The organism is Salinimicrobium aquimaris (genome assembly GCF_035607535.1).
In the GTDB taxonomy this organism is placed as follows: Bacteria; Bacteroidota; Bacteroidia; order Flavobacteriales; family Flavobacteriaceae; genus Salinimicrobium.
The window spans coordinates 1-14413 of record NZ_JAYDZX010000013.1 but is presented as its reverse complement, the minus strand read 5'-3'; the positions used below and the strand labels follow the sequence as shown (position 1 = coordinate 14413).

At 43.2% G+C, this 14413-nt stretch carries 12 protein-coding genes; 4 read left to right on the top strand and 8 right to left on the bottom strand.

Annotated features, from left to right (window positions below; genetic code table 11):
- The first annotated feature begins 92 nt into the window (after positions 1 to 92).
- Positions 93 to 350, top strand: coding sequence for a hypothetical protein (locus tag VR862_RS12575; protein ID WP_324721332.1), 258 nt, complete (start codon positions 93 to 95; stop codon positions 348 to 350).
- Positions 351 to 411: 61 nt separating this feature from the next.
- Positions 412 to 921, top strand: a complete 510-nt coding sequence (locus VR862_RS12570) for an OmpH/Skp family outer membrane protein (protein ID WP_324721331.1) — start codon at positions 412 to 414, stop codon at positions 919 to 921.
- Between the two features lie 429 nt (positions 922 to 1350).
- Here the strand turns inward: VR862_RS12570 and guaB are convergent, their stop codons facing one another.
- The 8 genes from guaB to VR862_RS12530 form a co-directional block, all read right to left on the bottom strand.
- The gene (gene guaB, locus VR862_RS12565) at positions 1351 to 2823 is read right to left on the bottom strand and encodes an IMP dehydrogenase (protein ID WP_324721330.1); all 1473 of its coding nucleotides are present in this window, start codon (positions 2821 to 2823) and stop codon (positions 1351 to 1353) included.
- A 167-nt stretch (positions 2824 to 2990) separates the two neighbouring features.
- Complete coding sequence (locus tag VR862_RS12560; RefSeq protein WP_324721329.1) at positions 2991 to 5468, bottom strand: TonB-dependent receptor domain-containing protein; 2478 nt, start codon at positions 5466 to 5468, stop codon at positions 2991 to 2993.
- Complete coding sequence (locus VR862_RS12555) at positions 5446 to 6804, bottom strand: HTTM domain-containing protein (RefSeq protein WP_324721328.1); 1359 nt, start codon at positions 6802 to 6804, stop codon at positions 5446 to 5448. The genes VR862_RS12560 and VR862_RS12555 overlap by 23 nt, the downstream gene beginning before the upstream one ends.
- Before the next feature lie 22 nt (positions 6805 to 6826).
- On the bottom strand, positions 6827 to 7948 hold the full coding sequence (locus VR862_RS12550) for an imelysin family protein (protein WP_324721327.1): 1122 nt from the start codon (positions 7946 to 7948) through the stop codon (positions 6827 to 6829).
- A gap of 53 nt (positions 7949 to 8001) precedes the next feature.
- Positions 8002 to 9207 carry a DUF4856 domain-containing protein gene (locus tag VR862_RS12545; RefSeq protein WP_324721326.1) on the bottom strand — a complete coding sequence of 402 codons (1206 nt, stop codon included), beginning with the start codon at positions 9205 to 9207 and terminating at the stop codon, positions 8002 to 8004.
- Positions 9208 to 9335: 128 nt separating this feature from the next.
- A complete protein-coding gene (locus tag VR862_RS12540; protein WP_324721325.1) occupies positions 9336 to 10199 on the bottom strand; it encodes a hydroxymethylglutaryl-CoA lyase in 864 nt (287 codons plus the stop codon).
- A gap of 408 nt (positions 10200 to 10607) precedes the next feature.
- On the bottom strand, positions 10608 to 11225 hold the full coding sequence (locus VR862_RS12535; RefSeq protein ID WP_324721324.1) for a LysE family translocator: 618 nt from the start codon (positions 11223 to 11225) through the stop codon (positions 10608 to 10610).
- The gene (locus VR862_RS12530) at positions 11222 to 12244 is read right to left on the bottom strand and encodes a quinone-dependent dihydroorotate dehydrogenase (protein WP_324721323.1); all 1023 of its coding nucleotides are present in this window, start codon (positions 12242 to 12244) and stop codon (positions 11222 to 11224) included. The genes VR862_RS12535 and VR862_RS12530 overlap by 4 nt, the downstream gene beginning before the upstream one ends.
- Positions 12245 to 12354: 110 nt before the next feature.
- Between VR862_RS12530 and pepT the strand changes: the two genes are divergently transcribed.
- Both pepT and VR862_RS12520 read left to right on the top strand, forming a co-directional pair.
- A complete protein-coding gene (gene pepT, locus VR862_RS12525; protein WP_324721322.1) occupies positions 12355 to 13599 on the top strand; it encodes a peptidase T in 1245 nt (414 codons plus the stop codon).
- A gap of 84 nt (positions 13600 to 13683) precedes the next feature.
- Complete coding sequence (locus VR862_RS12520; protein WP_324721321.1) at positions 13684 to 14277, top strand: YdeI/OmpD-associated family protein; 594 nt, start codon at positions 13684 to 13686, stop codon at positions 14275 to 14277.
- The last annotated feature ends 136 nt before the right edge of the window (positions 14278 to 14413 follow it).

Here is a 14413-nt window from a genome sequence, read left to right as displayed (position 1 = left end):
GTATACCAACCTGCAGGTAAAACGAAAGAATTTTATAAAAAGTACATTTTTGGCCCGGCTTTGGTTGAGTGTCTGATCAAGAAATAATTTTTATGACCCAACTTAGAAACCTTAAACTCATCTGGGACTTTAAAGGTCCGGATGCCGAAAATACCGCAGCTCATCATGCAATTCACCTTCAGGAATATGCTGAAAGGAACAACCTGCATCAAAAGATTTCAGGTTCAGAAAAAATGGGCGAAATGCATTGCATTGCATATCTAGTAGTTACTGAAGCAGAAATGCCGGCCGTGAGAGATGCCCTAAAACCTCATCGCGGGCAGTTCTATACTGCTTCTGAAGAAAAATAATTTTTTAAAATCCTCATAAATACCACTGCAGCTTTATATTTGCGAAAACTAAATTCAAATCATGAAAAAATATCTAATAGCCTTAAGTTTTGCCTTTTTAAGTATCTCTGCCTTTTCGCAGTCGAAAATAGGAACCATTGATGCCGATTATATTCTGAATCAAATGCCACAAATGGCTGAAGTCAATGAAGGCCTGAAAACCTACAACACCGAGCTGCAAAAAGAACTGGAAAACAACGTTACCAAATACGAGACCCTGGTGAAGGATTACCAGGCCAACAGTACAAGCCTTTCTGAAGAAGAAAGAAAAACAAAGGAAACTGAAATTATAAGTTTAGAAAACGACATCAAGAACTTTAGGCAAAAAGCCAGTGTTATGATGCAGCTTAGGAGAAATGAGCTCACAAAGCCTCTTTATGAAAAGATCAATGGAGCTATGTTGCAGGTAATACAGGAGGAAAATTACACGCAGATCTTCCACTCAGGTGGTAACGATCTCGCCTTTTCTGCCGAGGAATTTGATATTACCATGAAGGTTATTGGTAAACTTGGGATTCAGGTGAAGGAATAATTTTAGTGGTCAGTGATCAGTGGTCGGTGATCAGTGGTCGGTGATCAGTGGTCGGTGATCAGTGGTCAGTGATCAGTGGTCGGTGATCAGTGGTCGGTGATCAGTGGTCGGTGATCAGTCGGTGATCAGTCGGTGATCAGTGGTCGGTGATCAGTTGTCGGTGATTTTAGATTAAAAAGGGTCTCAAAAATGTCATTTTTGAGACCCTTTTACTTTTAACTTTTATAAACTGACTTAAGGAGTTTTATATTTCCTATTTTTTTCCCTACAGGACGTCAAACATATATCTACCGGATAAATTTCCAAGGACAAGTTTAACCGAGTCTTGATGACCGTTTAGTGGTGGGTGCAAAAAAATAAACTGCCAACGGCTACTAAATACTGCCAAGTAAAGAATCCTTGTTCCTGTCTCTTTCTAAACCTAAAAAATTACCTGCTGTAGTTGGGGGATTCTTTGGTGATGGTTACGTTGTGAGGATGGCTTTCATTGATCCCTGATGCAGTTATTTTTACAAATCTGGCTGTCTCTTTTAAAGTAGCAACATCCTTCGCGCCACAATAGCCCATTCCGGCACGTAAACCGCCAACAAACTGGTGAATACTTTCATAAAGGTCCCCTTTATAAGGTACGCGCCCTACGATTCCTTCGGGCACCAATTTTTTAATATCGTCTTCCACATCCTGGAAATAACGGTCTTTAGAACCTTGTTTCATGGCTTCGACAGAGCCCATTCCGCGGTAAGATTTGAACTTCCTTCCTTCGTAGATAATAGTTTCGCCCGGCGACTCCTTGGTACCGGCTAAAAGACTTCCCAGCATCACACAATCTGCGCCTGCAGCAATGGCTTTTGGAATATCCCCGGTGTAACGGATCCCACCATCGGCAATTACTGGAACTCCGCTGCCTTTAATAGCTGCTGCCACTTCCAGGACTGCAGAGAACTGCGGAAAACCAACTCCTGCAACAACTCTTGTAGTACAAATAGATCCCGGTCCAATTCCCACTTTTACAGCATCGGCTCCTGCCTCCACCAAATATTTGGCGGCTTCGGCCGTGGCTATATTCCCTACAACCACCTCAAGATCGGGGAATTTTTTCTTTACTTCCTTCAGCACTGTCACCACTCCTTTAGTATGCCCGTGAGCTGTATCAATAACAATAGCATCCACCCCGGCTTTTACTAAAGCTTCAGCCCTGTCTACAGCATCTCCCGTCACCCCTACTGCAGCTGCAACGCGCAGCCTTCCGTAGGAATCTTTATTGGCAATAGGTTTTTGAGTGAGCTTGGTGATGTCCCGGAAGGTGATCAACCCGACCAGCTTATCGTCATCATTTACAACAGGTAGCTTCTCGATCTTATTCTGCTGCAGGATTCCTTCGGCGTCTTCAAGAGAAGTACCTTCAGCAACAGTCACCAGATTTTCAGAAGTCATAACTTCAGAAATTGGCCGGTTGTTATTCTTTTCGAAACGCAGGTCACGATTGGTCACGATCCCCAGCAACTTTCCTTCTTCATCTACTATAGGAATTCCTCCAATGCTATGCTCCCGCATATTCTCTTTCGCATCACCTACCCTTGCAGTTATAGGAAGAGTGACCGGATCGATGATCATTCCGCTTTCCGCACGCTTTACCTTTCGCACTTTAAGCGCCTGATCTTCTATGGTCATATTCTTATGAAGCACTCCAATCCCTCCTTCCCGGGCAATGGCAATGGCCATACGGGATTCGGTCACGGTATCCATAGCTGCAGAAACGATGGGAACGTTCAGCGTGATGTTACGCGTAAATTTTGATTGAATACTGACTTCGCGAGGTAGGACTTCTGAAAAGGCAGGAACTAAAAGTACGTCATCGTAAGTAAGTCCTTCGCCCAATATCCTGGAGGTGTGTGCGATCATGGCAATTAAGATTTAATTGCGTGCAAATATACATTCTTTATACCACATAAGGGAATTATAACTCCTAATTATTTACAGGAAATTAATCCAGCTCCTTAACCCGGTAATGCTGCTTAAAACTATTGAAATTCTTTGAGCCAGAACAGTTTAGTCGCACCTCAAAGGAACTATAGTCTTATCTGTAAAGTGGAATACCAGGTCAATGGCTGTGCAGGAATTATTCCCGGCCCGGGATAGCCTGTAGCCCTTCTTGCAAAGTAGGAATTATTGAGAAGGTTGTTGATACCGCCCTCCAGCTTAAACCTTCCCAGGGAATAGGAAAAAGAAAGATCGAGAATTCCATAAGCGGGAATAGCTCCTTCAATCCCACGCTGAGAATCGGTCCTGTCCTGCGGGGCATTCGTAGCATCTGTATATTGCTTTGAAAGGTAAGTGTACTGCAGACTGCCAAGAAAATCTTTATAGCCGAAATTAACCCCGGTCTTAAGGTTGATCAAGGGAATAAATTCTACCTGATTTCCCTCTACATTGTTCTGTTCTGAGCTTAGATATTCGGAATTTGTAAATGCAGCGTTTACAAAAATGCTTGAGATCATGTTCGAATTGCCACTCAAAAAGGTGTTTTTTAAGTTCCAGTCTGCAAAGGTTTCAAGGCCATATATGAAAGCATCACCTATATTACCACGAAACCTGATTATCCTTCCTGTCCGTTCCCACTCTTCCATGGCATTTAATCTCTCTTCTGCTTTGAGCACCTCTCCTATCCGGTTGTTATATTCTAATGCGAAAGCACTTATGTCTAGAGAAACATAGTTTTTCCATCTGCCTCTTATCCCAACATCTGCAGTAAACCCTTCTTCGTCGGTGATATTCGGGTCCACCTGAAAAACCGGGTTTACTACACGAATGTCATTAAAGGTTACCGAGCGATAGTTTTGAGAAAAATTCCCGTAGAGCTCGAAATCAGGTGTTAATTCATAACTACTTCCCAATCCCAGTAAGACAAAGCTACGTTCGAACTCCCTGTTATCCGGAAGGGTTTCATTCTTCAGCACATTTCCCGCCCTGTCCAAAAAGATATTTTTATAGGTTCCTTCACTGCGGGTATTGATGTATTCAAACCGAAATCCCGGAGTAACAGAAAACTTTCCAGTCAAATTAAAGATGTTTTCACCGAAGAAGGCCAGGTTTTGGTTAGGAAAGGTGAAATCTGATTGCCTGTTATAGTTCGGAAACTGTTCATCGGCAAAGGAAAAATCGGCATCGGCTGCCGCAGTTCCCGGTCCCTGCCGTTGTTCATTTTGAGCCGTATAATATTTGCTGCCAAGGAGAATGACCGATTCTTCATTGAAGACGTTATACCTGCTAAGCAGTCTTAACTCGGCGCCCCAGTTGTTAAACTCATCGGATAGGAGCTCTCTTGGAGCCTCGGGGTCATCGGCCTGGGAGACCCTGTTTTCCCTGTATCCCACAGCCTTTCGGGAGGCATCAAGTCCAAAAACATTAAATGAAAGATCGGTTTTTCGAGAAAATTTGTGTTCGAGCTTTACAGCAAAAAGATTCCAGTTCACCTGGAACCAGTTACGGGTTCGGTTACTGTAAACAGGATCTTCGTAGAACTGCCTGTCTGTAAGTCCGCCGGGTTGCTGTGCAAGATAATCCAGCCAGGTGTACTCGAAACTGAGCCTCGTGTTTTCACTGAATTCATAATTGAGGTGAGCAAAGGCATTTTGGGAGTCATAGCCTGAATTCGGTCTATACCCATTTCCGGTCTTATAATTGTAAAATGTATAGTAGCTGAATTTTCCCAGCGTTCCGCTAAGGCTGTTAAAACTGGTGAAAAGGTCATAAGAACCAACCGATTGTCGCGAGATAAGCTCGATCTTTCTTACCGGATTTGGTTTCCTAAATTTAAAGTTGATCAACCCGCCAAACTGCGTCCCGTACTGAAGGGAAGCTGCACCTCTAATTACCTGTATTTCGTTGAGAGCTTCAGCAGGTGGTGTATAATAGCTTTCGGGGTAGCCAAGTACATCTGCAGAAATATCATAACCATTTTGCCTGGTGTTAAAGTTCTGGGTGCGATTTGGATCCAGCCCCCGTCCCCCTATGTTCAACTGCAACCCAGCGTCTCCGTTATCATAAATATTCAGGCCTACCACCTGGTTGTAGATCTGCCTGGCATTATTGGCTGCAAGGTTTCCTGTGATCTCCTCCATGAGTACCACTTCACTCTTCTTTCCTGCGTAAATTGCAGTTCCCTCGACTTTTCGAAGGTTACGTAGCGCAAAGATCTCTTTTCTTCGCTGGACCAGCACCACTTCTGAAAGACTTTCGGCAAGCGGAAATAATTCTACAAGTAGCTCCCGGTCCTGCGATAACTCGAGCTGCAGCTCCTTTACTTCATGATCATAAATAAAAAATGCAAGGTCGTAGGTGCCGGCAGACAAGGATTTAATTTCGAATGCCCCATTTCTGCCCGCGATGGTAAGTTGTCCCGTTGTGCGGTTGTAAATCTCTGCGTTTTGAACCGGTTCTCCTGTTTCGGCAGAAATGACTTTTCCGCTTAATGAATATTGAGCATATGCGGCAAGATTGAATGCCAGGAGAAATAGAACAAAGCTATAAGCCTTTGATGCTGTCATGAAAAGGTAAAATAAAGGTCTTATGCTCAAAAGAATCTTTATGTTCAAGCAAATTGACCCGGGGGTTTATAAAAGGAGTACTTCTTCGACCGTTAAGAGCTACGTGGCTATCGACATAGATTTCGACGTGCTCGAAACCTTGCCCTTCAAAATGATCGGCTAAAAAGTGGGCATACTGGAGAATAAAATCAGGCTGAAAAGACATTTGTTTTTCCTGGAACGGGGTGAGGAAATTTCCATTATTCACATAAAAGGTTTTTCCTGTTTTTCCATCCACCACTCTAAATTGTGCATAACCGGCTTTCTCCATTAGCATTACCCGCCATGAAAAACGAAAGCCTTCCTCTGTCCAAAAAAGCTCGCCGGGATATAAAAGATATCTCCAGGGGAAGAGTAATTGCACTGTAAAGAACAGAACCAAAAAACCGACCGTAAAATACCTTTTTTGAGCAGGAAGTATGAGGATCTTCGCATTATCAAAACGAGCCTTAGAAATTTTGAACAGTGCCGAGATCTTCTCCAGGATCTTATGATGCAGGCCTGCGTCAAAAAATATTAAGCTGCTTACGATCATTATAAAGGGAAACATTCCAATGGGGAACAGAATCCTGGTGAGCCCGTGAAAGATCACCACCAGGAGAAAAGCGAACCAACGCGTGGGCTTGTAAAGTAGCAGAAAAGGAATGGTGAGATCATAGATCATTCCAGACCAGCTAAAGAAATAATGTGCCCACTCCTGTTGCAGGATATTTCCCAGGAGGGGAAGATCATATTTGGAGGGCAACCAGATCTTAAGGGGCATTGCTCTGAAAAGCCAATCGGAATTTATCTTGGCGAGCCCTGCATAGAAATACACGATCCCGAGCAACAATTTGATACTGTCAATACACCAGGATGGCACCCTTTGAACAGAATTTTCGGGATTTCTATAAGCGTCAACCGAGTAGTATTTCGCGGCCGGAAGAAAAATCAGCAGAAAACTAAGAAGGCTTATAAAATAGTAATGATTGAGGTAAGTAGTCTTGTCCATAAGCTCTATATAAGTAAAGCTTAGGAAGAAAAGAATAATGGACAGCCTGTACCTGTAGCCTGCAGCAACTGCCAGTGAAGCCAGGGCACAAATACCAAAGATCACATAAGTGAGATCACCCGGCGGTTTCACCCATTCAAAACCATAATAGGAAAAGGAAAATTGAGGTATAATATAAAGCTTCTCGATCCAGCCGTTAAGCCAGAACCTCATTATACTGCCAAACATCATAAGACCAAAAAAGATACGGAACACCGCCAGAGGGGCGGCTTCAGTATCTTTTTTTAAATACCTGGCAATATTCATGATCCCAACAATCTAATACAGGTTAATCCCCGTCGGTATCAACATAGTCAACACTAATGTCAAGGGCCTGCAACATATCGATCTTTAGGAGGACGACCAGCTTTTGCAATTCATCAAAAGCAGCTAACATGACGTCCTTATCGGTCCTCACCTGCTCTGCAAGATTTGATTGAAGCGCGTCTGCCTGTTGTACAACATCTGCCATCTGCTCATTGATCAAGGCAGCAATGTTCTCTCCTCCCCTTATGGAATGGAGGTACTCCAAATACTGCTTGTAACTTGGACCTGTTTGACTGCTGTTAAAATGCTTTCCATTAAAGAAGTTCCTGAAAGTCTCAAAGGCTTTTAGATAAAGCTGTTTTGAAAGGTCTTCTGAATAATAAGCTTCGGCGGTTTCGGGCGCAGGGTTACCGGAAAAAGCTCCTGCGGGAATTCCGATTTTTCCTGAACGCAGATCCATTTCGAAGTACATCACAAAATCATTAGTGAACTTATCTACAGATCCGGTACTGGAGGAGCTGGTATTGTTTACAAAAATATCGCGGTATGAATTCTTCCAGTCAGCCAAAACTGCATTAGTGAGTGCATTGATCCTGGCTGTTACCGCCGTAAGGTAATTTTTATAACCTTCGGAATTTTCATTTTCAGAAGTATAGAAGGAAACAATTTCGGTATCAGTTTCCCCAAGTCCGTTGATTAGATAATCGAGTGCAGGAAAACCCTGTTCATCCCTGGAACCCGGCAGCTCAAGATTAAAACTATTAGCTTCGGCCTTTGCTGTTATAGCGGCGGCATCTGCTGGATAGATATTAAGGAATCCATGGTAATCGAGGGCCTCTGCCTCTCCTATTTCAAAGGGGGCAACGGTTTGATACTCCAGATAAGCCTCTTCAAATGCAGCCCTTAGAATTGCGAGATTTCCTTCGGAAGGATCTTCAGCAAAATTAACTGCCGCCTCCTCGAGAGATGCTGTCTTACCTGAAAAATTTTCAAAAGACGGAATGATGATATTATCAGCCCAATTTTCAAGCATGGCTCCCCTGTCAAAATTATCTGTATCTGTATTTCCGGATTTTCCCGAATCGTCGGAGTTACAGGCGACAATAAAAGCAGCTAAAACGAGAAGTTTTATTTTCTTGAACATAATATTGTAGTTGTATTAAAGGGCCGGCAGTACCGGCCCTTCTCTAATTTTATTTATTCTGCAGCCTGGGCAACAGTTATTCCAAAAGCATCTGCTATAGCTTCAGAAATACTGTCAAGAGTCTCAGGCGTCACATCCCATAGCCCGTTTCCTGCTGTGAGTTGCTCATGATATCCCAGGAGCACCTCGGGAGCTAAATAAGGTTCTCCGGTCTCGGGGTTATGAGTAAACCTAAGACTGTAAAGGAAACCCAGACCTTCAGAAAGTCCGTGGAAGGCAGTACCCAAGTCCTCGTTGGCCATGGCAGATTTGCCGTTTTGCAGGTAATATATAGTACGTACTGCACTTACCAGAGATAAATTCCTGCGAATTATCGCAACCTGTTCATCACGAAGTTCATAATCTCCTGCTACGATTGCAGCACGCCCTGTTTTAAACGCTTCAAAAGTTTCCTCGGCAATTCCGGCAAAATCAGGATCATTATCCACCTTTACAAGGTAATTAAAAAGTAATTTGTCTTCATGTGAATCAAGAGAAGCCAAAGGAGATTCTGAGGAGATAGATGGATGTCCTACAAGGTAACCATAAGCTTCATCCCACTTGTGTTCCATAGTAGTATAGCTTTTACCCTCTTCTGTAGCACCTTCACTATTTTTTTCGGTATTATCTGCTTCATCAAGTACAGCCTCTGAAAGATAATTGTTGAGGATCTGATCTGTCACTAAAGCTCCTATCAGACTCTTAGCAAAGATTTGATTCACTTCAATTCCCTTTCCGTTTACGTATCGGGTTTTATCTCCCTGTGCTATTTGTCCTGCAACACCTTCTTCGGCCAAAGTCTCCCAGTTGGGAAAAACATCTGTAACCTGCTCGCTTATCCAGCTTTCAAAAGTGCTCTTTATAGCGTTGCTCTCTACAGAGTTGGAACTAAAGTAAAGTTTTGAAGCAGCCACCTTACTTTTTATGTCCTTTGAACTGGAATTGAGATCTTCGGAAGAAAAAGGATTTTCTTCATTTGAGAACATGTTGGAAAGCTTTTCTTCTGTCATCTCCGGATTTAGGAGGTCACCGAACAGTTCCCCGGCCATAAGGATCCTGGTAGTTTGCCCGCTAAAAGAGACAGTAGACTCTCCATTTCTTGTAAAGGTATAAGTTTCCGGAACTTCAATGGAAGGGTCCGGATAAATAACGTCATCATCTGTTGAACATGAAGTGAAGGCAATCCCTCCTACTAGTGCAGCAAATAAAATTTTTTTCATTTGTGGTTTATTTAGACTTATTTAAAATAGAGATGCAAATATAGAACTGTGAGCTTTTTTGACACAGTTTATTTAGACCAATTTTAAATACTATTTTTTGATAGCAGATAAAGAAGCTATTAGTAATTCTAATGATAAACGCTGAAGATCTTCGTAGCTTCGTTGTGTGAAGCTTCAAAACTCATCATTTTTACGTTGGTATCATCCTTTTTTGAGGTGAAGTAAGAGAGCAATTTTTCAGTAGGCATGTTCCCCGTGAGTTCATCCTTGGCCATAGGACAGCCACCAAAACCCTGAATAGCTCCGTCAAATCTTTTACAGCCGGATCTATACGCTGCATCCACTTTTTCGAACCATTTAGCCGGGGTAGTATGAAGATGGGCTCCAAATTCGATCTCGGGGTACTTTGGAATAAGATTGGAAAAAAGATATTCTATCACCTCGGGTGTTGAGCTCCCAATGGTATCAGACAGGGATAGGATTTTCACACCCATTCCGGAAAGCTTTTCTGTCCACTCCCCTACGATCTCCACATCCCAGGGATCACCATAAGGATTACCAAAGCCCATGGAAAGGTAAGCTACGACTTCCTTTCCCGTTTTTCCTGCAATGTTGAGGATCTCCTGCAGCGTTTCGACCGATTCGGCTATGGTTTTATGGGTATTCCGCATCTGGAAGTTCTCGGATATAGAAAACGGATAGCCCAAATAATGAATTTCCGGATATTGGGATGCATCCTCGGCTCCACGGGTATTGGCAACAATTGCCAGAAGCTTGCTCCGGGTTTTGGAAAGATCCAGTCGTGAAAGCACATCTGCAGTATCGGCCATCTGCGGAATCGCTTTTGGAGAAACAAAACTTCCGAAGTCGATGGTATCGAACCCGCAGCGTAATAAGGATTGTATGTATTGAACTTTTTTTTCTGTAGGAATAAAGGTTTTTATTCCCTGCATCGCGTCCCGCGGACATTCAATAATTTTAATGTTCCCCATAGGCCAAATATAAGGAAGTTAGAATTGAGATTTACGATGGAAGAAGCAGGAAAAAAAAGACCCTGGACCGCTTCGCTACAAGAGCCAAGAATCAAGACAAGGGTCTTTGAATGTTTCCAAATTCGTCACATTTTCAAATTTCGCCATCAGATTTAGGAGAATAAAAAGTCTAATAGAATTTTTGAAACTATGTAAAAGCGAACAGGGAAGCAGATTTATTCTTATACAATTAAAAGCTAACCCCGACCCCACCCCCACCTGCGGTCATCCGTTGGTAGGAGGTGAAGTAAAAAAACAAACACCGTATCACGGATTATAAATCCCGGTCCAGGATACATGAAAAAACAACGGCTAAAGGCTAATAGCAAAAGTTCTTTGCTCAATATTCAAAACAGCAAACCAACTCTTCTATACCAAAATAAAAATCCCAATCCCGACAAATACTACCACCTGCAACCACTTAAAGATCACTCCTGAGTACGGGTGCTTGTTGAGATATGTCGAGATCTTTCCGGCAAGGATCGCGACCGTAGAAAAGATGAGAAAAGCCTGCAACATAAAAAGAGATCCAAGGATGTAGAATTGCACTACGGTATTCCCTTCCGGCTCCCAGAGAAAGCCGGGAAAAAATGCAAGAAAGAAGATAGCAACCTTTGGGTTTAGAACATTCATCAAAAATCCCCTTTTAAAGAGGGAAGCCATTTCCTTTTTACTACCGCTGATCTCTGCTCCAATCTTGATGCTGGCATCACTGCGGTACACCTGCCACGCCAAATAGAACAAATATCCCGCACCGAGGATCTTAATGAGCAGGAACAAAGCCTCGGATTGTTTAATAACAGCCGAAACTCCAAATGCCACTAAACTCGTATGAATAATAATTCCTGAAACCAGCCCTAAAGTTGTAACTATTCCATGCTTCTTCCCGTTGGTCATTCCCTGCACCAGTACGTAAATAATGTCTGGCCCGGGAGATAAGGTGAGAAGTATGGAAGCAGTAAGAAAGGGAATTAATTCGGCGGTCACTTGGCGCGTTTTATAATTTCCTCATTGATCCTTTTAACCAGGTGAGGTCCTTCATAGATAAACCCCGTATACAACTGCACAAGGCTTGCACCTGCCTCAAGTTTTTCTATAGCATCTTCGGGAGTCATAATTCCCCCGACGCCAATGATAGGAAAGGCTTTATTACTTTTTTCAGAAAGGAACCGGATCACCTCTGTGGCTCGTTTAGTCAATGGTTTTCCGCTTAGTCCTCCTACCTCATTTCTGTCTTCTGAAGTCAAACCATCCCTTGAAATAGTGGTATTGGTCGCTATAACTCCGGCAATTCCTGTTTCTTTTACTATCTCTATGATATCCAGCAACTGGGCATCTGTAAGGTCTGGAGCTATTTTTAGAAGGATGGGTTTGGAAGTTGGTCGCTTCAGGTTCTCCTGCTGAAGGGTGTTGAGCAGAGCAGTTAAAGGCTCCTTATCCTGAAGTTCCCGAAGATTTGGCGTGTTTGGAGAACTCACATTCACCACGAAATAATTTACATGCTCAAAAAGGGCATTAAAGCAGATCAAATAATCATCTACTGCGTTCTCGTTAGGAGTGATTTTGTTCTTTCCAATATTCCCCCCAATCAATACTCCGGTATTCTTCTTCAACCTCCCGACAGCTTCGGCCACTCCCCCATTGTTGAAGCCCATGCGATTAATGATCGCCTTGTCTTCCCTTAACCTGAATAATCTCTTCTTCTCATTTCCCGGCTGCGGTTTTGGGGTAAGAGTTCCGATCTCCACAAATCCAAACCCGAAATTTGAGAGTTCCTTATACAACTTTGCATCTTTATCAAAACCTGCAGCAAGTCCTACGGGATTGGGAAATTTGATTCCAAACACCTCTTTTTCAAGACGCCTGTCTTCAATTACAAACTGCTTGCGCACTAACTTCTGACTTCCCGGCAGCAGAAATATTTTTCTAAGTGCAGAAAAGGTAAAATAATGGACTTTTTCAGGATCAATATTGAATAAGAGCGGCCGGATTATCTTTTGATACATGGCGAGGAGTTTCAGCAAAATTAACACAAAGCTGCACAAATATAGAGGAAAAGATAAAAGGTTTTGAACCTACTTCTTATATGATTATTTTTGGTAAAACTTCAGCAAAAATGACCAACAAGCAAGAGATTATTGACCGCTTTCTAAGCTATGTCAAAATAGATACCCAAAGTGATGAAACCAGCGACTCCACTCCCAGCACGGAAAAACAGTGGGATCTTGCAAATAAATTAAAAGGTGAGCTTCAGGCCATGGGAATGCAGGATGTGAGCATTGATGAAAATGCCTATGTCATGGCAACCCTGCCTTCCAATGTTGATCACCAGGTGCCGGTAATTGGTTTTGTTTCACATTTTGATACTACCCCAGATTTTTCGGGCACTAACGTCAATCCACAGATCATAGAAAATTATGATGGCAAAGACATAGTTTTAAACAAGGAGAAGGACATTATCCTTTCCCCTGATTACTTTAGCGATCTGCTACAGTATGAGGGACAGACCTTAATTACTACCGATGGCACTACCCTCCTCGGAGCCGACGATAAAGCCGGAATTACCGAGATCATGGAAGCCATGAAGTACCTCCTGAACAATCCGCAGATCAAACACGGAGCTATTAGAATATGCTTCACTCCCGATGAAGAGATTGGCCGGGGCGCTCATAAATTTGATGTAGAAAAGTTTGGAGCCGAATGGGCTTACACCATGGACGGCAGCCAGGTGGGTGAACTGGAATTCGAGAATTTCAATGCGGCAGGAGCGGTAGTGAAAGTCAGCGGGAAAAGCGTTCATCCCGGCTATGCCAAGAACAAGATGATCAACAGCATGTACATTGCTATGGATTTCATCAATTCCCTGCCACGCCTGGAGACACCCGAGCATACAGAAGACCGGCAAGGCTTCTTCCATCTGAATGCAATAGAAGGTGATGTGGAGGAAACAACTCTACACTACATTATTCGTGACCATGACCGGGAACATTTTGAGGCCAGAAAACAGATGATGCAGGACCTGGCGCAGGAGATATGCAGCCAGCAGGAAAGAGATTGTGTTAGCGTTGAGATTAAAGATCAGTACTTCAATATGAGGGAGAAAGTTGAGCCGGTGATGCACATAGTGGATATTGCCGAAGAGGCCATGAAACAGGTGGACGTGACTCCTATCATCAAGCCAATTCGCGGCGGAACCGACGGAGCACAGCTCAGTTTCAAAGGACTCCCCTGCCCTAACATCTTCGCCGGGGGCCACAACTTCCACGGAAAATATGAGTATGTACCGGTGGAAAGCATGCAGAAAGCTGTAGAAGTAATTGTCAAAATAGCCGAGCTTACTGCAACGAGGTCCAATAAATAAGATAAAGACCTCCCAGGTTTTTGAAACCTGTGAGGTCTAGATACTCAATTAAATTTCAACTTGAAACTAATTCCTGATTAAACTATGGCCATCCAATCAGCAGAAGAATATATAGCAGCGCATCCCGGTTGGGAAGAGGAACTAACAAAGCTAAGGGAAATGATCCTTGGCACAGATGTCGAGGAGACCATTAAATGGGGCGCACCTGTTTACACTGTAGGCGGCAAAAATGTCCTTTCCATTGCTGCTTTCAAGAACCACTGCGCAATGTGGTTCTACAACGGAGCTTTGCTCAGGGAGAATACTGCTTTACTGGAAAATGCACAGGAAAGTAAGACAAAGGCGCTAAGACAGATAAGATTTGAAAAAGGAGAGGATATTCCGGTTGAGCAACTTCGAAAATACGTTTTGGAAGCAGTGCAGAATCAAAAGGAAGGCAAGGAGATAAAACCAGAAAAGGCCAAAAGGAACGTGATCCCTCCCGAACTTGAATCGGCTTTTGCCGAAGATCCTGCTTTAGAAGTGGCCTTTAAGAATCTTACCCCGGGCAGACAGCGAGAGTACTGTGACCATATTTCGGAAGCTAAAAGGGAAGCCACCAAACAAAGCAGGCTGGAGAAAATCACCCCAATGATCAAAGCCGGTGGCGGATTGTACGACAAGTACAAGAATTGCTAGAGTTAGGAAACCCTGTAAGGCCTGCAGTCCTGCCGAGTTTTGAACCCTTTCAGGGTTTGGAACCCTCGTATGTTTGAATTGTGAGGATCTTTTCAAAGATAAGCTATACAAAAAGAAATAATCTTACTTACTTGAA